The organism is Amycolatopsis pretoriensis (genome assembly GCF_900107925.1).
GTDB classification, from domain to species: domain Bacteria; phylum Actinomycetota; class Actinomycetes; order Mycobacteriales; family Pseudonocardiaceae; genus Amycolatopsis; species Amycolatopsis pretoriensis.
Genome location: NZ_FNUJ01000005.1, coordinates 476,046 through 497,177, shown reverse-complemented (window position 1 = coordinate 497,177; position 21,132 = coordinate 476,046). Strand labels below are relative to the sequence as shown.

The window sequence follows — 21,132 nt, the reverse complement described above, 5'->3', positions numbered from 1 at the left end:
TCCAGGGTACCGGCCCCAGCGTCAGGTCTCGAACTTGTAACCGAAAACACTCGGTGCGGTACCGCCCCGGCGCGCCTCCACGCGGAGCGGTACCGCCCAAAAGGGACTTACGTCTCGAACTTGTAGCCCAGGCCCCGGACCGTCACCAGGTGCCGCGGCGAGCCCGGGTCCGGTTCGATCTTCGACCGCAACCGCTTCACGTGGACGTCCAGCGTCTTCGTGTCGCCCACGTAGTCCGCGCCCCACACCCGGTCGATCAGCTGCCCCCGGGTCAGCACCCGGCCGACGTTGCGCAGCAGGTACTCCAGCAGGTCGAACTCCTTGAGCGGCAGCGACACCTCCGCGCCGTCCACCGTCACCACGTGCCGCTCGACGTCCATCCGGACCGGGCCCGCCGAAAGCACCAGCGGGGCCAGCTCGCCGTCCGTGCCCGGCTCGCCGCCGCGGCGGAGCACCGCCCGGACCCGCGCGATCAGCTCGCGCGCCGAGTACGGCTTCGTCACGTAGTCGTCCGCGCCGAGCTCCAGGCCGACGACCTTGTCGATCTCGCTGTCGCGCGCCGTCACCATGATCACCGGGACGGCCGAACGCTGGCGCAGTTGCTTGCAGACGTCGGTGCCGCTCATCCCCGGCAGCATCAGGTCGAGCAGCACGATGTCGGCGCCGTTGCGGTCGAACTCCTCCAGCGCGGCCTGGCCCGTCCCGGCGACGGCCGCGGTGAACCCTTCCTTGCGCAGCAGGAAGGCGAGGGGGTCGGCGAACGACTCCTCGTCCTCGACGATGAGAACCCTGGTCACAGGTTTCCTCCATGATCTGGGCTGTCCTGCCCGGTAACCACGAGCCTCGGGGTGCGCTCGGGGGTCTTCTCCTGCCGTGGTGCCGGCGAGGTCTTGGCGGCCCGCGCCGGCTCGGGAGCCGGTTCGGGGCTGACGTGCGCGGGGATGCGCAGCGTGAACGTCGAGCCGGTGCCCGGCCGGCTCCACAGCCCGACCGAGCCGCCGTGGTTGGCCGCGACGTGCTTGACGATCGCCAGGCCCAGCCCGGTGCCGCCGGTGGCGCGCGAGCGGGCCTTGTCGGCGCGGTAGAAGCGCTCGAACACGCGCTGCTGCTCGTCCTCGGCGATGCCGATGCCGCGGTCGGTGACGGCGACCTCGACCATCCCGTCGGCGAGCCGCCTGCTGATCGACACCGGGCTGCCGGCCGGCGAGTACGCGACGGCGTTCTCCAGCAGGTTCGACAGCGCGGTGACCAGCAGCGTCCGGTCGCCCTCGATGAGCAGGCCACTGGGGGTGTCGCTGGTGATCCGGATGTCGGCCGACTCGGCCGAGAGCGTCGTGCGGCCGAGCGCCTCGCGGACGACGGCGTCGACCTCGACGACGTTGAGGTCCGGCAGCCGCTCGGCGCCTTGCAGCCGCGACAGCGCGATCAGCTCGGTGACGAGCTGGCCCAGGCGCGTGGACTCACGGAGGATCTTGCCGCCGAAGCGGCGGACCTCCTCGACGTCCTCGGCGGCGTCGAGCACGGCCTCGGTGAGCAGCGCGATCGCGCCGACCGGGGTCTTGAGCTCGTGGCTGACGTTGGCGACGAAGTCGCGGCGCACGGCCTCCAGCCGGATGGCCTCGGAGTGGTCGACGGCCTCGACGACGGTGAAGCCGTCGCCGAGCGGCCGGACCTGGCCGAGCACCGCCTCCGGCTGCCGGCCGCGCGCTTCGAGCGGCGAGAGATCGATTTCCAGCGGCTCGTCGGTCTCGACGACCTGCTCGGCGGCCTTGCGCGCCCGCGGGTCGGCCTGGTTGACCTTCACCAGGCCCAGCTCGTACGCGCGCGGGTTGTGCAGCACCATGTCGCCGAACTTGTTGAGGACGACGACGCCGTTGTGGGACGAGCGGACCAGCCGTTCGAGGAGCTCGGCGACGGTCGGGCCCGGCGGCCGGGCGTCTTCGCGGCGGGATCGCGCCCGTGCGAGGAGGTAGCCGACCACCGCACCGGCCACCAGTGCCCCGATGGCCAGTGCGAGGGAAACAGGCGTGGTCACAGGCCGATCGTAAGCTGAGAAGTGGCCCTTCGGCCTAGCGTTGTCCGCCTAGTCGTGAGCACCGCGACACCTGGCGAGGACATGTTCGCCGGTGCTTCAGGCTGCGTTCACCCGATCGATTCCGCGGCGAGACATTCCGGGTGAATCACCCGAGGGTTTCGAGATCTTCGGCGGTGAGCTCCAGAGCCGCCGCGGCGACGTTCTGCTCGAGGTGCGCGACGTCGCCGGTGCCCGGGATGGCGAGCACGTGCGGTCCTTGGTGGAGGGTCCACGCGAGCCGCACCTGGGCCGGGGTGGCGTCGTGCCGGCGGGCGACCTCGGCGACGCGCGCGTCCTCGCCCGTCCCGCTCGCGACGGCGAAGAACGGGACGAAGGCGATGCCGTGTTCGGCGCACATCCGGACGATCTCGTCGTCTTCGCGGCGCGCGGTGAGGCCGTACTGGTTCTGGACGCAGACGACCGGCGCGATCGCGAGGGCCTCGGTCAGGTGGTGCGGCGCGACGTTGGAGATGCCCAGCTCGCGGATCAGGCCTTCCTCGCGCAGCTCGGCGAGCGCGCCGAAACCGTCGGCGAGCGAACCTTCGCCGCGGTCCAGACCTTCACCGATCCGGTAGTTGGCGACGTCGAGGTGGTCCAGACCCAGCTCGCGGAGGTTCTCTTCGACCTGGGCCCGCAGCTGGTCGGGCCGGGCGGTGTAGAACGCGCCGGTGAAGTCGCGGCCCGGGCCGACCTTGGTGGTGATCGTCAGGTCGTCGTAGGGCGCGAGCGCGGTGTTGATCAGCTCGTTCGCCGAGCGCGGGCCGGCGAAGTAGAAGACGGCGGTGTCGATGTGGTTCACGCCGAGCTCGACCGCGCGGCGCAGCACGGCGATCGACGTCTCGCGGGCGCGGATGCCACCGTCCGAAGTGGACATCAGGCGCATCGCGCCGAAGCCGAGCCGGTTGACTTCGAAGGAGCCGAGCTGCCAGGTGCCCGCCGCGGCGGCGGGGAGGGTGGTGTTCGTGGTCATGGCTCCAGCTTTCCGGCGCACCCTGCGCGACCACCGCGTTTGGCATCTTGCTGCCACACTGGAATGCGTGGAGAGAGTCAGTGACGTCGTCGTGGTGCGCGGCGAGGCCGAGCTGTTCGAGCGCACGGCCCACCTGTTCGCGACCGCGACGGAGATCTCGTGCGCGGCCCGCGACCTGCATACCTGGTCCGTCGCGCACCCGACCGCGCCGGAACGCGAGCAGGCCGTGCGCACGACGTCGGTGCGCAAGATGTACCTGCCCGCGGTCCTGTTCGACCCGGCACTGGCCGGGCACCTGCGGTTCATGGCGACGCACGGCGCGCGCATCCGGATCACCGAGCGCGAGGTCAACGAGACGATCCTGCTGGACCGCCGGATCGCGATCGTGGCCGGCGACCACGTCGGCGGGGTCCGCAGCTACACCGTCGTCAGCAGCCCGGAGCTGGTCCAGGGCATCCAGTCGCTGTTCGAGGCGGCCTGGGCCGGCGGCACCGACCTCGAGGCGTACCAGGCCCGGTTCACCGAGCTGGGCGCGCGGGAGATCCTCGAGCAGCTGGCGTCCGGCTGCAAGGACGAGACGGCGGCGCGTGCCCTCGGCGTCGGCCTGCGGACCTACCGGCGGCGGGTGGCGGAGCTGATGGACGTCCTCGGCGCGTCGTCGAGGTTCCAGGCCGGAGCGCGGGCGCGCGAAGCCGGGCTCCTGTGAAGCGAGCGCTGCTGGCGCTCGTTCTCCTGACGTCGGCGTGCTCCTCGGCCGTCTCCGGCACGGCGGCGCCGCTGACCGGCAACCTCGCGCTGGTCAACGGCCCCGGCACGGCCGCCGCGCTCGACGCGGTCGGGAAGGCCGCGGAAGCGGTGTTCAGCTACGACTCGGCGAACCCGGCGGCGTTCGACCAGGCCGTGGCCGCGAACGTCACCGGGGCGGCGAAGGACCAGCTCACGAAGCTGTTCGACACGATCCGGAAGAGCCCGCAGCCGGTCCACCTGACCACCCGCGTGGTGCGGAACGCGGCGCTGGAGCTGACCGGCGGCCGGATCCGCGAGCTGGCGGTGCTGGAGCAGGTCAACGGGACGTCGAAGGGCCTGGCGACGGTCGCGTTCACCGCCCTCGAATCCGCCGGGCGCTGGCGGATCTCGGACACCGCGATCAACCCGGCGCAGCCCTCGCCCGCACCGCACCCGGACGACGGCACCCTCGCCGGCCTGCGCGACTCGGCGCTGGCCGGGGCCCGGGCGGCCGCCGCGGCGCTGCTGGCGACCGACAGCGGCGACCCGGAAGGCTCCTACGCGCGGGCCGAAGCGGTAGTCGCCGAGCCGTTGCTGAGCGACTACCGCGCGAAGAAGGCGACCTACGTCGAGGCGATCCGCCAGAGCGGCACGAAGGTCGTCCTCGGGCCGGACCCGCTGGCCGGCGTCACCGCGCTGACCGGCGGAACGGCGACGGTGCTGTTCTTCACGACGCTGAAGGTGACCGGCCCGACCGGCGCCGCCGACCGCCCGTTCACCACGGAGCTGGACTTGCTCCGCGTCGGCCCGGGCTGGAAGGCAACCGCGGTCAGGACGGTCACCGCCTCCTGAAAGCCGTGAATGGCACATTGAGGGACTTAGCGTCCCTCAATGTGCCATTCACGGACTTGGGCTTCAGCGGCCCTGGTTGGCGACCGCGGCGGCGGCTTCCTTGGCGGCCTCGGGGTCGAGGTACTCGCCCCCGGCCTTGACCGGCTTGAGGTCGGCGGTCAGGTCGTAGCGCAGCGGGATGCCGGTGGGGATGTTGAGGCCGGCGATGTCGGCGTCGGAGATCCCGTCGAGGTGCTTGACGAGCGCACGCAGCGAGTTGCCGTGCGCGGCGACGAGCACGGTCTTGCCCGCGCGCAGGTCGGGAACGATCTCGGACTCCCAGTAGGGCAGCAGCCGTTCGACGACGTCCTTGAGGCACTCGGTCAGCGGGGCCGAGTCGCCGAGGTTGGCGTACCGGGGGTCGCCGGCCTGGCTCCACTCGTCCTTGGGGTCGATAGCGGGCGGCGGGGTGTCGTAGGAGCGGCGCCAGAGCATGAACTGCTCCTCGCCGAACTCGTCGAGGGTCTGCTTCTTGTTCTTGCCCTGCAGGGCGCCGTAGTGGCGCTCGTTGAGGCGCCAGTCGCGCTTCACGGGGATCCAGTGCCGGTCGGCGGCGTCCAGCGCGATGTTCGCGGTGGAGATGGCGCGACGCAGCAGCGAGGTGTGCACGACGTCCGGCAGCAGCCCCGAGTCGGCGAGCAGCTGCCCGCCCTGGCGGGCTTCGCCTTCGCCCTGTTCCGACAACGGCACGTCCACCCAGCCGGTGAACAGGTTTTCCGCGTTCCACGTGCTCTGCCCGTGCCGCAGCAGCACCAAAGTCCCAATCTCGGCCATGGGTCCCAGCCTGCCATGACGGACCAGCTGACCGACTGGTGACCTCACGTCCTACACAGAGTGTGTTACCACGGAGTAACACCTCACCCTTCGACAAGTCCGACTGCCAACAACGCGCAAAATCCCCGCGTCAAACTGCACACCGTTATCGCCGCGCGCGAAGTCCACTCGAACGGACTAGTGAGTAGTCTTGTGATTACAGGTCGAGATCTGACAGGTTTGCTTACGTCCCGAGCGGCCGGATTCCACGCACTCCCCGGCCGGTTTCGGGCTCCGACCGCGGCTCGTCTCCCCCCTGCCGAGCCGCGGCCCGCCGGCCCCGATGACACCCCCCTCGTCACCGGGTCCTTGATCGGCGGGAACTTCAGCGGGGCGGCTCGAGATCGCGACTCCCCCCTCCCTCGAGCCGTCCCGCCTGCCCCGCTCAGGTGTCCGGGCCGAGTTGTCCACAACGGCTCCGGCTATCCACAGATTCGCGGCACCACCCCTTCGTGAAGCCCCTCGCCGATAGACTGGAACAGGGCACGCCCCCAGGGTGTGGCGGGGTTTTGCCTGGTGAGGAGGGCCCCCCGCAGGGCGAACCTTGAAGAGGCCCGCCCCCGCAGGGCCCGCCCTACAGGGGCCCACCCGCCTTAAGGCGGCCCGCCCGCCACACAGCAGCCGCCCTACAGAGGTCCGCCCCGCAGGGGCGCACCTTGAAGAGGCCTGCCCCGCAGGGGCCTGCCCGACAGGGGCCGCCCGCCTTACGGCAGCCCGCCCGCCGCACAGCAGCCGCCCCACAGGGGACCGCCCTACACCTCCCCCGCCCCTCGTCCCAGCCGCAGTCAGCACCGGAAAACCGGGGTCAAGGGTGAGCGAAGCTCATCGCGAAGCGACGCCGAAGGCGCCCTTGAGGCCGGGTTTCCGGTGTTGAACAATCAAAGGACGAGGAGCGGGGGGAAACTCAGCTCTCAACAGGCGAAGGCCGCGAAGCCCGCCGACGCCGGTTCAGCCACCAAGCGCCCCAAGCCAACGGCCCCACGATCAGCAAGAACGGCGCCACGGCCCCCAAAACGGTGAGCAGCCCGCCCCCGAAGGTCAAGAACGCGTCCCACCCACCAGCCAGTCCCCCGAGAAACCCGCTCCGGTCTTCCGAAGGCGGAGCCGGAGCAGCAACACTCCGAATGCTCATCGAAACAGTCGCCATGGCGACACTCCCAGCAAGCGAGTTCCGCTGCTGCTCAAGCGACTCCAAAGTCGCCTCTCGGCTCGTCAGCTCACTCTCGATAGAAGTGATGTCCGACACCGAAGTGGCCTGCGAAAGCAAGGCACGAATCCGCTCAACAGACTTCCGCTGAGTCGTCAACCGCGCCTCGACATCAACAACCTGCTCAGTCACATCCTGGGTGTTCAACTCCCGCTTGACCAGCGAAGACCCCAGATGCGACAGCTGATCCAGCACCGGATCCAACCGCTCCGCGGGCACGGCCAGCGACAAAGTCGCCGACTGATCCCCCGTACTCTCCTGCCCGGTGTAACCCCCAGCACCCAGCGCGATCCCCCGAGCCTGAGCGACAACATCGACAACCTTGGTAGCGGTCAACTCCAACCGAGCACTGCGGGACAACTTCCGCTCGGTAGCCCCAGGCTGCGGAGCCGCGACCTTCGAATCGGCCTTTCCCCCGGTCCCCTGCTGCGGCGCGGCGGGCACCCGCCCGGAACCCCCGCTGTCCGCCGTGGACGAAGCCCCGTTCTCCGCCGCCGAACACCCGGCCAGGGCGACAAGCACCGCGACGCCCGCAAGCCCCGCTCTCCATCGAGTCCGCATCCTGCGTCTCCCTCCAGTTTCGACTGGCGGTGAGACGGATGTCCGGTTCAGGGCCGTTGCACGGCTCGGGTCACGACTCGGTCAAGCCCGGTTCGCGCGGCTCCGCGAGGTGCTTGAACGCCTGCAGGTTGGCCAGTGACTCGCCGCGGGAGACGCGCCAGTCCCACTCGCGCTTGATCGACGTCGCGAAGCCGATCTCCAGCAGCGTGTTGAAGTCGCCGTCGGCGGCCTCCAGGACCTGGCCGAGGACCTTGTCCAGCTCGTCGGCGGACATCGTCTCCTTGCCGAACCGGCCGACCAGGTAGATGTCACCCAGACTGTCCACTGTGTAGTGCACGCCGTAGAGCTTCGCGTTGCGCTGCAACAGGAACCGGTAAACGTCCTCATGGGACTCATCGGGACGGCGGCAGACGAAGGCCTCCACCGAGAACGCGTGGTCGCCGTCGACGAGCCACGCGTTCGTCTGCAGCTTCTTCGTGCCGGGCAGCGTGACGAAGTACTTGCCGGGACCGCGTTTGTCGTACTTCAGCTCGGCAGAGTCCAAAGTAGACTGGATCAGCTGGTCCAGGCTCACACCGCCACCTCCGCGCGCAGGTCCAGCGCGCGGGAGAACGCGCTCGTCGCCTGAGCATAGATGTCCAGGAGCGCGTCCGTCGTGCGACGCCAGGAGAACCGCCGCGCGTGCACGACGGCGTTGGCACCCAGTTCGGCCCGCCGGTCCGGGCGCAGGGCGACCGCGGCCAGCGCGTCCGCCCACTCGTCGGCGCCGTGGCCGGGCACCAGCAGGCCGGACACGCCGTGCGGCACGGCGACCGGCAGCCCGCCGACCTCGGCCGCGACCACCGGCGTCCCGCAGGCCTGCGCCTCCAGCGCGACCAGGCCGAACGACTCGTTGTAGCTGGGCACCGCGACGACGTCGGCGGCGCGGAACACGCGGGCGAGCGCTTCCCCGGGCTGCGGCGGCAGGAACCGCACCTGCCGCTCGATGCCGAGCGAAACGGCCAGCTCACGCAGGGCCTGCGGCTGCTCCAGCCCGGTGCCCGACGGCCCGCCGACGACCAGCACGACCAGCTGCGGCGCCAGTTCGGGACGCCGGCGCAGCAGGGCCGCGGCGGCGTGCAGCAGGACGTCCGGTGCCTTCAGCGGCTGGATCCGCCCGGCGAACGCCAGGACGACGTCGTCGTCGGCGAGACCGAGAGAAGCGCGCGCGGCAGCCTGGGAGCCCGGTGTGAAGCGGTCGAGGTCGACTCCCGGCGGCACGGCGTGCACGGCCTCCGGCGCGGCGTCGTAGAGGTCGACGAGCTGACGCGCCTCGACCGCGGTGTTCGCGACGAGCCGGTCGGCCTCGGCGACCACCTGCTCCTCGCCGATCACGCGCAGCCGCGGCTCGGGCTTGTCGCCCTCGGCCAACGCGGCGTTCTTGACCTTCGCCAGCGTGTGCGCGGTGTGCACCAGCGGCACCGACCAGCGGTCGCGGGCGAGCCAGCCGACCTGGCCCGAGAGCCAGTAGTGCGAGTGGATGAGGTCGTAGTACCCGGGTTCGTGGAACGCCTCGGTGCGCAGCACGCCGGAGGTGAACGCGCACAGCTGGGCGGGCAGCTCGTCGCGGCCCAGCGGCTCGAACGGCCCGGCCTGGACGTGCCGGACGGTCACGCCCGGCGCCAGCTCGGCCACCGGCGGCTGGCCGGACGCCGTCGCGCGGGTGAACACCTCGACCTCGACGCCGCGGCGGGCCATTTCGGTCGCCGTCTGGCTGATGTACACGTTCATCCCGCCGGCGTCGCCGGTGCCCGGCTGCTCGAGCGGCGAAGTGTGCACGGATAACACGGCGATCCGGCGAGGGGCAGCGTTGTACCCCCGGGTGTAGCTGGTCACCTGGTCACGTCTCCCGCGTCAGCATTCCTCGGCGAACTGCCGCAGTACCGCGTCGAACTCGTCCGCGGACTCGGCGAAGGGCGCATGCCCCCCGTCAAGGAACCAACGCCCGACAGCGCCCGGAATCTTCCCGAGGGAGTGCTCGGCCGTCGACGGCTCGATCACGCGGTCGGCCGTCCCGTGCGCGACCAGGGTGGGTTTGTCCAGCCTGACCAGCACGTCTTCGCTGCCGACGTCCCGGCGGAACAGCGCCGAACGCACCGCGGGAGGCACGCTCAAAGAAGCGCCGAGGAGGGCTTGGGCCTGTGTTCCGGGTACCGGACGGGCGACCATCCCGCGGCTGAACTCGGTCAGGGCGGGGACCGCGATGTCCGGATCGTCCGAAAGCATGGCGCGCATGTGCTCGCGCATCAGCGGGCCGACGCGCCCGCCCGGCCGGTCGCGGCCGATCTCGGTGATGGCGCCGACGAGCACGACGCCGCGCAGGCGTGCGGTGCCGTGCACCCGGATGTGGTCGGCGAGCACCAGGCCGCCGTACGACCAGGCGACGACGATCGCGCCCGGCCCGGCGAAGTCGAGCACCGCCGCGAGGTCACCGGCCCAGGCCACCGGGTCGTCGTAGCCGGCCGCCGGGACGTCGGAGGCGCCGTGGCCGCGCAGGTCCATCGCGACCAGCCGGAACCGCTCGGTCAGCGCCGGGTCGGCCAGCTGCGCCGCCCAGCACGCGCCCGACTGCGCCCAGCCGTGCACGAACACGATCGGCCTGCTGTTCTCGGCTCCCTCGACCCGCAGGCCGAGCCGGACCCCGCCGTGCCCGACGACTTCGGTGCGCACGGCTTACTTCGCTCCCAGCGACTTCCAGGCCGACCAGCTGTAGTTCCAGTCCTTGACGTCCGAGGCCATCGGCGCGCCCAGCTGGGAGCCGGTGATCTCGACCGGGTCGCCGACCAGCGCGGAGTCGAAGTAATCCTTGGCGTCGGCTTCCAGGAGGTTGACGCAGCCGTGGGAGTTGTTGTTCTTCCCGATGTTGGCCGCGTTGTCCTGGTTCTCGTGGATGTACTCGCCGTGGTTGGAGAACCGGCAGGCCCACTTCTTGTTGACGTTCGTGTAGCCGTAGCGGGCGTTGTCGAAGACGGCCGTCGGCTCCTTGCTCATGATGATGTAGGTGCCGTTGGGGGTGTTGCGGTCGACCTCGGCGTCCAGGCCGTTCGCGCACGGGTAGCTCTTGACCTGCGAGCCGCCCCGGTAGACGTGCATCTGGTGGTCCGGGGTGTTGACCTTGACCACTTGGTTGCGGCCGATCTTGAACTTCGTGGTGACGTCGGCCTTGCCGTACGCGCCGCCGCCGAGCTCGACGCCGTAGAGCTTCGCCTCGACGCTCACGGTGATGTTCTGCGGCCAGTACTCCTTCGGCCGGTAGTCGACCTGGCTGTCCGACAGCCAGCCCCAGGCGCCCTCGATCTCCTTGTCCGTCTTCACGGACAGGGCCTTCTCGACGGCCTTGCGGTCCTTGACCGGCGACGCGAACTTGACGCTGATCGGCATGGCCACGCCGACCTGCTGGTTGTCGGCCGGGTTGAGCGTGGCGCGGACCTGCTTGGCCGGGTTGATCGTGGTGAACGTGCCGGTGAGCTCGACCGGCTTGCCGTCGCTGCCGGTGGCCTTGGCCGCGTAGGTGTAGGTCTTGCCGTAGCCGAGCGGCTCGGAGCTGGTCCAGGTGAGCCCGTCCGGTGCGGTGTCGCCCTTGACGGCCTTGCCGCCGTCGGCGGTTACCTTGCACTCGGTGAGCTTGCCGTCGGCGACCTTGACGGTTACCGGCGTGAGGACCGAAGCGTCCTTGGCGTTGACGGCGGGCTCGGCCGTGATCTTCGCCACTGGCTGCGCCCCGCCGCCGTCGGCACCGGCCGCGCCGGTGGGCAGCGCGGTGCCGTCGTTCGTGCTCGAACACGCCGCGGCGACCAGGGCGGCCCCCGCCGCCAGAGCGGCCTTGAAGACCGTGCGCCGTTCGATCACCGAAACCTCCCGAGTTTCCCCCGCCGACCAGCGAGCCCACGCCCATAGCGCTGGTGACCCGCCCGACGTTACCTCCCGAAAGGTGAAGACCATCCGATCAGGTGGTTACGCGTTTGTCGACAAAGACGTCCCATACACGTCCAGGTTGCCCGGTTCGGCTCAAATGACGCAGTTGATCAAGAGCGGTTCGGGGTGCAGCTCGACGCCGAACCGGGCGAAAACGCCGTCGCGGATCTCGCGGGCCAGGGCCAGCAGGTCGTCCGTCGACGCGTCGCCGCGGTTGGTGAGGGCGAGGGTGTGCTTCGTCGACAGCGAGACGCGGTTCCCCGGACCGGGGTAACCCTTGGCGAAGCCGGCGCGCTCGATCAGCCAGGCCGCCGACAGCTTGACGCCGCCGTCGGCGGGGTACTGCGGCGCGTCCGTCCCGACGGTCTCGGCGATCCGGGCGAGGACCGCTTCGGCCGAAGCCGACGGGACGATCGGGTTGGTGAAGAAGGAGCCCGCGCTCCACGTGTCGTGGTCGTCCGCGTCGAGCACCATGCCCTTGCCGCGACGCAGCTTCAGCACGGCTTCGCGCGCGTCGGCCGCCGGGACGCGGGCGCCGATCTCGACGCCGAGCGTGCGCGCCAGTTCGGCGTAGCGGATAGGCGCGGAGAGGCCGTCTTCGCGGATCTCGAAGCGGACCGAGAGGACGACACCGCTGTCGGTGCCCTTCAGGACGCTGGTGCGGTAGGCGAAGCCGAGCTCGTCGGCCTTGAGCGTGCGCACTTCGCGCGTCCGGCGGTCGTACAGCTCCAGCGAGACGATCGACTCCGCGACTTCGCAGCCGTACGCGCCCACGTTCTGGATCGGCGTCGCGCCGACGCTGCCCGGGATGCCGGAGAGGCATTCGAGCCCGCCCAGGCCCGCTTCGACCAGGCCGGCGACGAACGCGTCCCAGTTCTGGCCGGCCTCGACCTCCACGACGTCCCCGTCGCGGCGCCAGCCGGTGTTGGCCACCTCGACGAGCGTGCCGTCGAACCCCGCGTCCGCCACCACCAGGTTGGAGCCGCCGCCGAGCAGCAGCACCGGCTCGCCGGCCGCGTCGGCCTCGCGGACCGCCGCGACGAGGTCTTCGCTGGTCACGGCGCTGACGAACCGGCGGGCGGGGCCGCCGAGGCGCAGCGTCGTGTACGCGGAGAGCTTCGGCGGTGCGGGAGTACGGGCGGTGTTCACGCGTCTGACGGTACTGTCCGGCTCATGGGATCCCGGATCGAGCACCGCGCTGAGTACTCCGCCGACGTCGCCGCGACGTACGCGGCGGTCGCCGGTGAAGCCGCCCTGCGCGCGCGGCTCGAGCAGCTCGGCGGGCACGGTGCCGCGCTGCTGTCGTACGAGGAGTCCGGCACGGACCTGCGCTACACCCTGCGCCAGGGGATCCGGGCGGAGAACCTCCCGCAGGCGGTCCGGGCGCTGCACAAGGGCGACCTGATGGTGACCCGCACGCAGACCTGGCGCGTGAGCAACGACGGGACCGGCCGCCAGGGCAACGCGACCGTCGAGGTCGGCGGGGTCCCCGGCGAGATCTCCGCGCGGACGGCGCTCCTGGCCGGCGACGGCAAGACGGTGTTCCGGACCAGCGGCGAGGTGACCATGCGGGTCCCGCTGTTCGGCAAGAAGCTGGAGGCCGTGATCGCCGAGCAGGTCACGAAGCTGCTGGAGCGCGAAGGCGAGTTCACGGCGAAGTGGCTCACCGAAGCAAACTGAGCCCGGTCGGCGCGCCGACCCGCGGCACGACCAACCCGAACCGCCTCCGCCGGGTCGACCGCTGGATCACGTACTCCCCCGCGACGACCCGGCTGCTGCGCGCGGGCACATCACCGCTGGTCGTCGACCTGGGGTACGGCGCTTCCCCGGTGACGACGGTCGAGCTGGCCCGGTGGCTGCGGCGCGTCCGGCCGGACGTCCGGGTGCTGGGCCTGGAGCTGGACCCGGTGCGGGTGGCTGCTGCGTTGCCGGCCGCGTCGCCGCCGTCGCTGGACTTCCGCCGCGGCGGGTTCGAGCTGGCCGGGACGCGGCCGGTGCTGGTCCGGGCGTTCAACGTGCTGCGCCAGTACGCGGAGGACGAGGTCGGTGGCGCGTGGGCGCTGGTGCTGGATTCGATGGCGCCGGGCGGCCTGCTGGTCGAGGGCACGTGCGACGAGATCGGCCGGCTGTCGACGTGGGTGCTCGTGTCCTCCGACGGCCCGGTGTCGCTGACGCTGTCGATGCGGCTGGCGGGGCTGGAGAAGCCGTCGACGATCGCCGAGCGGCTGCCGAAGGCGCTGATCCACCGGAACGTCCCGGGCGAGCGGATCCACGCGTTCCTGACGTCGCTCGACACCTGCTGGGCGACGGCCGCGCCGCACCAGGGGTTCGGCGTCCGCTCGCGCTGGCTGGAGACGGTCCGGCTCCTGGCCGCACGCGGCTGGCCGGTGCCGGACCCGCGGATCCGGCCGGGCGAGCTGACGATTCCGTGGTCCGCGGTGGCTCCCGCCTGAACGTTCACCGGTCCACCCCCACTGCGTCACCCCGAAGTGACCTGCGGTGATCACCATGGAACCGTGGAACTCCTGGGGCACGTCACCGAGCTGCTGCGCGGCGCGCTCGGTTCGCCGTGGCTGTGGGTGCTCGTCTTCGCCGTGTCCGGGCTGGACGCGCTGCTGCCGTTCATGCCCAGCGAGACGACCGTCGTGACCGTCGCGGTGCTGCTCGGCCCCGACCTCGCGGACCTGACGCTGCTCGCCGTGGTCGCCGCGACCGGCGCGTGGGCCGGCGACTGCCTCGGGTACGCCGTCGGCCGGCTCGCCGGGCCGCGGGCGATCGCCCGGCTGCAGCGCGGGGGCGACGGGCACCGGCGCTACGAATGGGCCCGTGACCAGGTGCGGCGCAACGGCGGCCTGCTGATCGTGGCGGCGCGGTACCTGCCGGGCGGCCGTGTGGCCAGCGCACTCGCGAACGGCAGCCTCGGCTACCCGCTGCGCCGGTTCGTCCCGCTCGACCTGGCCGGCGCGGCGATCTGGGCGGTGTACAGCGTGTTGATCGGCCTGGCGGGCGGAGCCGCGTTCGCCGACGAGCCGGTGAAGGGCCTGCTGCTGTCGTCCAGCCTCGGCCTGGGCCTAATTTTCGCCATCGAGACGGGAAGGCGGCTACGGTCGGCCCATGCTCGAAGCGATCGACGTCCACGCCGACGCGCTGAAGCGGGCGGCGCTGAAGGCGGGTCCGGCGGCGAGGGTGCCGAACTGTCCGAAGTGGACTGTCCATGACCTGGTGACGCACGTCGCTTCCGTGCACTGCGCCGCGGTCGGCCTGGTCCTGGACCGGCCGGTGGCACCGTCGCCGCCACTGGAGTGGGCAGACGTGCTCGGGTGGTGGGATGGGCAGCGACTCGCTCTGCGCGAAGCCCTGGTGCGAGACCCCGGATCGCCGTGGACCGGCCGATTGGCCCACGCCACGGCGATCCACCGCCTCGACGCCGAATCCGCCCTCGCCCGGCCCGTGCCGGCGCGCCTGTCCCCCGAGTTCGCCCAGGGGGCCGACGACATGGTTTGCGCCGTCGTACTGCCGGGTTCGGCCGGGTGCGGCAGCGGGGACCGGCTCCCGGCCGTCTGACCTGCGCGGGGGAGAATGCCGTCGTGACCGCTCCCGAACGCCGCTACGTCATCACCTTCGGCTGCCCCGACCGCACCGGCATCATCGCCCGGATCTCCGGGTTCCTCGCCGAGCACGGCGGCTGGATCGTCGAAGCGGCCTACCACACCGACCCGGACACCGGCTGGTTCTTCACCCGCCAGGTCGTCCGGGCCGACTCACTGCCCTTCGACGCCGCCGAGCTGCGCGCCCGCTTCGGCGAGGTGGCCGCGGACCTCTCCGCCGAGTCGAGCTGGCAGGTCAGCGACACCGGCGAGCGGCGCCGCGCGGTGGTCCTCGTGTCGAAGGCCGGGCACTGCCTCTACGACCTGCTCGGCCGGGTCGCGTCCGGCGAGCTGGACGTCGACATCGCCGCGGTGATCGGCAACCACGAGTCCCTGGCCGACATCACGCGCGCGCACGGGATCCCGTTCCACCACGTGCCGTTCCCGGCCGACGGCAAGGCCGAGGCCTTCGAGCACGTCCGCAAGCTCGTCGACGAGCACGAGCCGCACGCGGTCGTGCTGGCCCGGTTCATGCAGATCCTCCCGGCCGACCTGTGCCGCGAGTGGGCCGGCCGGGCGATCAACATCCACCACAGCTTCCTGCCGTCGTTCATCGGCGCGAAGCCGTACCACCAGGCCCACACGCGCGGCGTGAAGCTGGTCGGCGCGACGTGCCACTACGTGACGGCGGACCTCGACGCGGGCCCGATCATCGACCAGGACGTCATCCGCGTCGACCACGGCGACTCGGTCGAGGACATGGTCCGCAAGGGCCGCGACATCGAGAAGGTGACGCTGGCCCGCGGTCTCCGGTGGCACCTGGAGAACCGCGTGCTGGTGCACGGCAACCGCACCGTCGTGTTCTGACGCGGTTGCCGTGCCTTCGATCACGCGCCGATGGTCGAAGCGTCGATGACGAACCGGTAGCGGACGTCGGAGTTCTCGACGCGCTCGTAGGCCTCGTTGACCTTGTCGGCCGAGATCGTCTCGATCTCCGCGCCGATGCCGTGCTTCGCGCAGAAGTCCAGCATCTCCTGGGTCTCGGCGATGCCGCCGATCATCGAGCCGGCCAGCACCTTGTTGCCGCCCAGCAGCGAGAACGCGTTGTAGTTCAGCGGCTCGCCCGGCGCGCCGACGTTCACCATCGCGCCGCCGACCTTCAGCAGGCCGAGGTAGCTGTCGATCGGCAGCTTGGCCGACACGGTGTTGAGGATGACGTCGAACTTGCCGCGCAGGACGTCGAACGTGGCTTCGTCGCTGGTCGCGTAGTACTCCGTGGCGCCGAGCTTGAGCCCGTCCTCCTGCTTCTTGAGGCTCTGGCTCAGCACGGTCACCTCGGCACCCATGGCGGCGGCGATCTTGACGGCCATGTGGCCGAGCCCGCCGAGGCCGATCACGGCGACCTTCTTGCCCGGGCCGGCGCCCCAGTGGTGCAGCGGCGAGTAGGTGGTGATGCCCGCGCACAGCAGCGGCGCGGCGACGTCGAGGTCGATGCCCTCCGGGATGCGGCAGACGAAGGCGTCCTTCACGACGATCTGGTTGCTGTAGCCGCCGTAGGTGTTCTCGCCGTCGAAGCCGACGCCGTTGTACGTCTGGACGTTGCCCTTGACGCAGAACTGCTCGGTGCCGGCCAGGCAGTACTCGCACTCGCCGCAGGAGTCGACCATGCAGCCGACGCCGACGCGGTCGCCGACCTGGTACTTCGTGACGTCCGACCCGACCGCGGCGACGACGCCGGCGATCTCGTGGCCCGGGACCATCGGGAAGATCGCCTGGCCCCAGTCCTCCTGGGCCTGGTGGATGTCGCTGTGGCAGATGCCGGCGAAGGCGATGTCGATCAGCACGTCGTCCGGACGCAGGTCACGGCGCTCGATCGTGGTCGGCGCCAGCGGCGCGCCCGGCGCCGGAGCGGCGATGGCGTGCGTGGTGGTGCTCATGGAACCCTCCAACTTCAAGTACCGTTGCCTCGTAAGAGGCCTCTTACATGGTCTACGTAAGAGCCCTCTTACATATTTCGAACGAGAGATGTGATCCAGGTCATGGGCGGCAAGTACCACCACGGCGATCTCCGCGGCGAGCTCGTGCGCGTATCCCTGGACCTGATCGCGGAGCAGGGTCTGGCCGGCTTCTCGGTCGCGGAGGTCGCGCGGCGGGCGAAGGTCAGTCCTGGCGCGCCCTACCGGCACTTCCCCACGCGGGAGAGCCTGCTGGCCGAGGTCGCGGCGAACATCGCGTGCCAGCTCGCCGAGCGCGTCGCTTCGGCGGCGGGCGAGCACGAAGACCCGGTGGACGCCTTGGCCGCGGCGGCGGGCGCGTACACGCGTTACCTGATCGAGCGCCGGGCGGGGATGAACGTGATCTACGCCGAGGGCCTGCACGGCCCGGAGCACGTCACGCTGCACGAGCAGACCCGGCGGCTGACCGACGAGTTCCTCCTGCGCTGCCTGGTGGTCGCGCCCGACCCGGCGACGGCGCTGGAGCTGATGGAGCAGCTGTTCACCCAGGCCCACGGCTACGGCACGTTCCAGCTGGACGGGGTCTTCGTGAAGCACGGGTATCCGGTGGACCTGGTGGTGAAGAAGTCGTCGGAGGCCGCGCGGGTCGCGATCGCGGGCCGCCGGATTGTCGGTGACCACCGCTAGCGTGGACGCATGGGGATCATCGACTCACACGAGGCCTTGCGGGAGCTGATCGGCGAAGCGAAGCCGACCACGCGGCGGAAGATCATCGACCACATCGACGAGCACGCGCGGACCTTGATCGCGCACTCGCCGTTCGTGCTGCTGGCCACCTCGGCCCCGGACGGCGGCTGCGACGTCTCACCGCGCGGCGACCCGGCGGGCTCGGTCCTGGTGCTCGACGAGAAGACGCTGGTGCTCGCCGACCGGCCGGGCAACAAGCTGATCGACAGCTTCCGGAACATCATCGACAACCCGCACGCGGGGCTGTTGTTCCTGGTGCCGGGGATGAACGAGACGCTCCGTGTGAACGGCCGCGCGAAGCTGCTGTCGGACGCACCGTTCTTCGACGACCTCGTCGTGCGGGGGAAGCGGCCGAAGCTCGCGGTGGTCGTCGAGGTCGAAGAGCTCTACATGCACTGCGCGAAGGCGTTCCTGCGGTCGTCGCTGTGGGACCCGTCGACGTGGCCGGAGCGCTCGACCCTGCCGACGCTGGGCACGATCCTGCGCGACCAGCTGGCGCTGCCGGTTTCCGCGGAAGACCTGGACGCGGACCTCAACGAAAGGTCGCTGAGCCAGCAGTACTGATCCCGGCGACCACGTCCAGCAAACCGGGGAACCGCGCGTCGAACTCGTCCCGGCGCAGCCGCACGAACGTGCCGTTGCCCGCGTCGCGCTGGCGGACCAGGCCGGCCTCGCGCAGCACGCGCCAGTGGTGCGTGCGGGTCGATTTGGCGATCGGCAGCGGGAACGAGGAGCACGCCCGCTCGCCGCCGTCCCCGGCCACGAGCTCCAGCACCACCGCGCGGCGGTGCGGGTCGGCGAGGGCGGACAGCGCCGTGCCGAGGTCGACGTCGGCCAGCTCCGGGGTGGGCAGGTCACCAGGCATGCTGGACATGGTACGGCAGCTGTCGTACCTTCGACGAGGTACGAGCACCTTCGAACCTCCGGAGTCCCGCATGCTGTGCGTCTTCGACGTCAACGAGACCCTGCTCGACCTCGCCGCCATGGATCCCCTGGTCGGCGGCCCCGAGCTGCGGCGCGAGTGGTTCGGCCTCGCCATCCACACGGTCCTGACCGTCACGGCCACCGGCGGCTACCAGGACTTCGCGGGCATCGCGGGCGCGGCCGCCGTGAAGGTCGCCGCGCGGCACGGCCGGGACGTCGACCTCGCGAAGGTCGCCGCGGGCCTGCGGTCGATGCCCGCCCACCCGGACGTCGAGCCCGGCCTGGCGAAACTGCACGAAAAGGGCCACACCCTCGTCGCCCTGACGAACTCGCCGCTCGCCACCGCCGAAGCCCAGCTGCAGAACGCCGGGCTGGCGCCGCTGCTCGACCGGATCTTCTCGGCCGAGCAGGTTGGGCGCCTCAAGCCCGCGCCCGAGCCGTACCACCAGGTCACCGCCGCCTACCCCGGACAGAAAGCGGTCATGATCGCGGCGCACGACTGGGACATCGCGGGCGCCCAGGCCGCGGGGCTCGAGACGGCGTTGCTCACCCGTCCCGGGGTCCACCCGCTGCCCGGCTCGCCCGCGCCCACCTACACCGCGTCGACCCTGCCGGAGCTTGCCGAATTGCTTTAGAGCCGGACCAGCATCTTGCCGGTGTTCGCGCCCGACAGCAGGCCGAGGAACGCCTCCGGCGCGTTGCGGATGCCGTCGACGAACGTCTCCGAGTACTTGATCTCACCGGACTTCACCAGCGGCGCGATCTCGGTGACGAACTGCTGCTGCAGGCCCCAGTGGTCGAGCACCAGCAGGCCGCGGATGGTGAGCCGCTTGGCGATGATCTGCGCGAGGTTGCGCGGCGCCGGCGTCGCCTCGGTGGCGTTGTACTGCGAGATCATGCCGCAGACGGCGATCCGGCCGTGCAGGTTGATCGCGTCGATCGCCGCTTCGAGGTGCTCGCCGCCGACGTTGTCGAAGTAGACGTCGATGCCCTCCGGCGCCGCTTCGTGGAGCTGAGAAGCGACCGGGCCGTCCTTGTAGTTGAAGGCGGCGTCGAAGCCGAGGTCGTCGATCAGGTGACGGACCTTCTCCGGCGAACCCGCCGAGCCGATGACGCGCTTGGCGCCCTTCAGCTTCGCGAGCTGCCCGACGAGCGAGCCGACCGCGCCGGCCGCGCCCGAGACGAACACCGTGTCGCCCGGCTTGAACTCCGCCGACTCCAGCAGGCCCGCGTACGCGGTCAGGCCCGGCATGCCGAGCACGCCGAGGTAGGTCGACAGCGGCGCGGCGGACGCGTCCACCTTGACGAACCGCTTGTCGTCGAGGACGGCGTGGGTGCGCCAGCCGGCCTGGTGCAAAACGTGGTCACCCGGCGAAACACCGTCCACATGGGACTCGACGACCTCGCCGACCGCCCCGCCGGACATGACCTCACCGACCTCGAACGGCGGCGCGTAGGACTTCACGTCCCGCATGCGGCCGCGCATGGCCGGGTCGACGCTCATGATCAGGTTGCGCACCAGGATCTGGCCCTCGCCCGCGGTGGGGACCTCGGTGTCCACGACGTCGAAGTTGTCGTGCGTCGGGACGCCGTGCGGGCGGGAAGCCAGCCTGATTTCGGTCGCTGCGGTCACCGTCGAAACTCCTCAACTCTGTCGAAGCGGGGCAAGCGCCCCGGATTCCTTCCGAGTCAACCAGCTAACCGGGGCGCACATTCCGATTGTGACTGGTCACACGATCTCGTCGAGCTTTCCCAAGACGCCGTCGTAGATCTTCTTGAGCCCACCGGGCGCGAACGTCTTCTCGAAGAAGCCACCGATACCCCCGGCACCGTCCCACGAAGTCTCGATCTTCACGACACTGCGTTCACCCGCTTCGGTGACCGTCCAGGTGGTGACCATGCTGGAGTTCGCGTCGGTCTCGACCAGCGTGCCCGGCCGGGGCTCGCTGACGGTCGCGGCCACGTCCCGCACCCGCTTCGACGTCGCCTGCAGCTTCCAGCTCGCCTTGGTCCCGGCGCCGACACCGCCCTCGGTCACCTGGTAGTCGCGGTAGTGCTCGGTGAGCAGCTTCGGACGCGTTTCGGCGTAGTCGGCGACGAGCGCGCGCACCTTGTCCGCCGGGGCGTCGATGGTGCGCTCCGCGGTGGCCGTGACCTTTCCCATTTCACTCCTTTGCCCGGGGTACCGATCGTGACCACAGTAGGCTGACGTCCATGACCGCCACCCCGGACGCCACCCGACGGCGCCGGTCGACGGTCGAGGTCAAGGAGTCGCTGCGCGAGCTGCGCAACCAGCTTTCCCTGCTGAACCACCAGGTCAGCGCCCACCTGGCGCTCAAGGACGTCGACCTGGACTGCCTCGAGCTGATCGCCCACCACGGCCCGCTGAGCCCGAGCGCCCTGGCCCGCCGCGCGGGGCTGCACCCGGCGACGATGACCGGCATCCTCGACCGCCTGCAGAAGGGCGGCTGGATCGTCCGCGAGCGCGACCCGGAAGCGGCGGACCGGCGAGCGGTCGCGGTGCGCGCGGTCCGCGGCCGCAACGGCGAGCTGTTCCGGCTCTACGCGGGCATGAACACCGCGATGGACGAGCTGTGCGCGGACTACAGCGAGGAGGAGCTGGCGTTGATCGCCGGGTTCCTGCGGCGCGCGACGTCAGCGGGCAACACCGCGACGGGTGATCTCGCTAACGGCTGACCAGCGGTTTTCTGTGCTGTACTCAG

The 21,132-nt window shown here is 70.8% G+C and carries 25 protein-coding genes; 11 read left to right on the top strand and 14 right to left on the bottom strand.

Annotation, left to right across the window (positions count from 1 at the left end; all coding sequences use genetic code 11):
• Positions 1-107: 107 nt before the first annotated feature.
• The 3 genes from BLV96_RS24190 to BLV96_RS24180 all read right to left on the bottom strand — a co-directional run bounded on the left by BLV96_RS24190 (position 108) and on the right by BLV96_RS24180 (position 3,044).
• On the bottom strand, positions 108-797 hold the full coding sequence (locus tag BLV96_RS24190; RefSeq protein ID WP_086680214.1) for a response regulator transcription factor: 690 nt from the start codon (positions 795-797) through the stop codon (positions 108-110).
• Positions 794-2,035 (bottom strand): sensor histidine kinase, encoded by a 1,242-nt coding sequence (locus tag BLV96_RS24185; RefSeq protein ID WP_167379711.1) that lies wholly within the window; start codon positions 2,033-2,035, stop codon positions 794-796. Before BLV96_RS24185 ends, BLV96_RS24190 begins: the two co-directional genes overlap by 4 nt.
• Positions 2,036-2,180: 145 nt before the next feature.
• Positions 2,181-3,044 (bottom strand): oxidoreductase, encoded by an 864-nt coding sequence (locus BLV96_RS24180; RefSeq protein ID WP_086680216.1) that lies wholly within the window; start codon positions 3,042-3,044, stop codon positions 2,181-2,183.
• Positions 3,045-3,111: 67 nt separating this feature from the next.
• On the opposite strand from BLV96_RS24180, the gene BLV96_RS24175 reads away from it, so the two are divergent.
• Together BLV96_RS24175 and BLV96_RS24170 are read left to right on the top strand one after the other, a co-directional pair.
• Entirely contained in the window at positions 3,112-3,750 is a 639-nt protein-coding gene (locus BLV96_RS24175) for a helix-turn-helix domain-containing protein (RefSeq protein WP_086680218.1), read from the top strand.
• On the top strand, positions 3,747-4,622 hold the full coding sequence (locus BLV96_RS24170) for a hypothetical protein (protein WP_086680220.1): 876 nt from the start codon (positions 3,747-3,749) through the stop codon (positions 4,620-4,622). The genes BLV96_RS24175 and BLV96_RS24170 overlap by 4 nt, the downstream gene beginning before the upstream one ends.
• Before the next feature lie 63 nt (positions 4,623-4,685).
• On the opposite strand, the gene BLV96_RS24165 is transcribed toward BLV96_RS24170, so the two are convergent.
• From BLV96_RS24165 to BLV96_RS24135, 7 genes are all read right to left on the bottom strand, one after another.
• On the bottom strand, positions 4,686-5,435 hold the full coding sequence (locus tag BLV96_RS24165) for a phosphoglyceromutase (RefSeq protein WP_086680221.1): 750 nt from the start codon (positions 5,433-5,435) through the stop codon (positions 4,686-4,688).
• Between the two features lie 943 nt (positions 5,436-6,378).
• Positions 6,379-7,242 (bottom strand): DUF4349 domain-containing protein, encoded by an 864-nt coding sequence (locus BLV96_RS24160; RefSeq protein ID WP_086684655.1) that lies wholly within the window; start codon positions 7,240-7,242, stop codon positions 6,379-6,381.
• A 70-nt stretch (positions 7,243-7,312) separates the two neighbouring features.
• Complete coding sequence (locus BLV96_RS24155; protein WP_086684658.1) at positions 7,313-7,816, bottom strand: type III secretion system chaperone family protein; 504 nt, start codon at positions 7,814-7,816, stop codon at positions 7,313-7,315.
• Complete coding sequence (gene mshA, locus BLV96_RS24150; RefSeq protein ID WP_208608308.1) at positions 7,813-9,117, bottom strand: D-inositol-3-phosphate glycosyltransferase; 1,305 nt, start codon at positions 9,115-9,117, stop codon at positions 7,813-7,815. The genes BLV96_RS24155 and mshA overlap by 4 nt, the downstream gene beginning before the upstream one ends.
• A gap of 18 nt (positions 9,118-9,135) precedes the next feature.
• Complete coding sequence (locus BLV96_RS24145) at positions 9,136-9,951, bottom strand: alpha/beta fold hydrolase (RefSeq protein ID WP_086684661.1); 816 nt, start codon at positions 9,949-9,951, stop codon at positions 9,136-9,138.
• A 3-nt stretch (positions 9,952-9,954) separates the two neighbouring features.
• Complete coding sequence (locus tag BLV96_RS24140) at positions 9,955-11,130, bottom strand: L,D-transpeptidase (protein WP_086684664.1); 1,176 nt, start codon at positions 11,128-11,130, stop codon at positions 9,955-9,957.
• 159 nt (positions 11,131-11,289) lie between these two features.
• Positions 11,290-12,345, bottom strand: a complete 1,056-nt coding sequence (locus BLV96_RS24135; RefSeq protein WP_091389489.1) for a UDP-N-acetylmuramate dehydrogenase — start codon at positions 12,343-12,345, stop codon at positions 11,290-11,292.
• Between the two features lie 24 nt (positions 12,346-12,369).
• On the opposite strand from BLV96_RS24135, the gene BLV96_RS24130 reads away from it, so the two are divergent.
• From BLV96_RS24130 to purU, 5 genes are all read left to right on the top strand, one after another.
• Positions 12,370-12,876, top strand: a complete 507-nt coding sequence (locus tag BLV96_RS24130) for a DUF2505 domain-containing protein (protein WP_086675708.1) — start codon at positions 12,370-12,372, stop codon at positions 12,874-12,876.
• The gene (locus tag BLV96_RS24125) at positions 12,855-13,649 is read left to right on the top strand and encodes an SAM-dependent methyltransferase (RefSeq protein ID WP_086675707.1); all 795 of its coding nucleotides are present in this window, start codon (positions 12,855-12,857) and stop codon (positions 13,647-13,649) included. The genes BLV96_RS24130 and BLV96_RS24125 overlap by 22 nt, the downstream gene beginning before the upstream one ends.
• 63 nt (positions 13,650-13,712) lie before the next feature.
• Positions 13,713-14,414 (top strand): DedA family protein, encoded by a 702-nt coding sequence (locus BLV96_RS24120; protein ID WP_086675706.1) that lies wholly within the window; start codon positions 13,713-13,715, stop codon positions 14,412-14,414.
• Positions 14,311-14,760 carry a maleylpyruvate isomerase N-terminal domain-containing protein gene (locus tag BLV96_RS50775; RefSeq protein ID WP_244180472.1) on the top strand — a complete coding sequence of 150 codons (450 nt, stop codon included), beginning with the start codon at positions 14,311-14,313 and terminating at the stop codon, positions 14,758-14,760. The genes BLV96_RS24120 and BLV96_RS50775 overlap by 104 nt, the downstream gene beginning before the upstream one ends.
• 23 nt (positions 14,761-14,783) lie before the next feature.
• The gene (purU, locus tag BLV96_RS24110; protein ID WP_086675705.1) at positions 14,784-15,650 is read left to right on the top strand and encodes a formyltetrahydrofolate deformylase; all 867 of its coding nucleotides are present in this window, start codon (positions 14,784-14,786) and stop codon (positions 15,648-15,650) included.
• 20 nt (positions 15,651-15,670) lie between these two features.
• Here purU and BLV96_RS24105 read toward each other — a convergent pair whose 3' ends face one another.
• Positions 15,671-16,720 carry an NAD(P)-dependent alcohol dehydrogenase gene (locus tag BLV96_RS24105; protein WP_086675704.1) on the bottom strand — a complete coding sequence of 350 codons (1,050 nt, stop codon included), beginning with the start codon at positions 16,718-16,720 and terminating at the stop codon, positions 15,671-15,673.
• 90 nt (positions 16,721-16,810) lie between these two features.
• Between BLV96_RS24105 and BLV96_RS24100 the strand changes: the two genes are divergently transcribed.
• Positions 16,811-17,425, top strand: coding sequence for a TetR/AcrR family transcriptional regulator (locus BLV96_RS24100; protein ID WP_086675703.1), 615 nt, complete (start codon positions 16,811-16,813; stop codon positions 17,423-17,425).
• A 9-nt stretch (positions 17,426-17,434) separates the two neighbouring features.
• Entirely contained in the window at positions 17,435-18,049 is a 615-nt protein-coding gene (locus tag BLV96_RS24095; RefSeq protein ID WP_086675702.1) for a pyridoxamine 5'-phosphate oxidase family protein, read from the top strand.
• On the opposite strand, the gene BLV96_RS24090 is transcribed toward BLV96_RS24095, so the two are convergent.
• Complete coding sequence (locus tag BLV96_RS24090; RefSeq protein ID WP_086675701.1) at positions 18,018-18,350, bottom strand: ArsR/SmtB family transcription factor; 333 nt, start codon at positions 18,348-18,350, stop codon at positions 18,018-18,020. The genes BLV96_RS24095 and BLV96_RS24090 overlap by 32 nt on opposite strands.
• A gap of 70 nt (positions 18,351-18,420) precedes the next feature.
• On the opposite strand from BLV96_RS24090, the gene BLV96_RS24085 reads away from it, so the two are divergent.
• Positions 18,421-19,044 carry an HAD family hydrolase gene (locus BLV96_RS24085; RefSeq protein ID WP_086675700.1) on the top strand — a complete coding sequence of 208 codons (624 nt, stop codon included), beginning with the start codon at positions 18,421-18,423 and terminating at the stop codon, positions 19,042-19,044.
• Here the strand turns inward: BLV96_RS24085 and BLV96_RS24080 are convergent.
• Positions 19,041-20,042: an NADP-dependent oxidoreductase gene (locus tag BLV96_RS24080; RefSeq protein WP_086675699.1), complete on the bottom strand. Its 1,002-nt coding sequence runs from the start codon at positions 20,040-20,042 to the stop codon at positions 19,041-19,043. The genes BLV96_RS24085 and BLV96_RS24080 overlap by 4 nt on opposite strands.
• A gap of 96 nt (positions 20,043-20,138) precedes the next feature.
• Positions 20,139-20,573, bottom strand: a complete 435-nt coding sequence (locus BLV96_RS24075; protein ID WP_086675698.1) for an SRPBCC family protein — start codon at positions 20,571-20,573, stop codon at positions 20,139-20,141.
• Positions 20,574-20,623: 50 nt separating this feature from the next.
• Here BLV96_RS24075 and BLV96_RS24070 point away from each other — a divergent pair, with 50 nt between their 5' ends.
• A complete protein-coding gene (locus BLV96_RS24070) occupies positions 20,624-21,106 on the top strand; it encodes a MarR family transcriptional regulator (RefSeq protein ID WP_086675697.1) in 483 nt (160 codons plus the stop codon).
• The last annotated feature ends 26 nt before the right edge of the window (positions 21,107-21,132 follow it).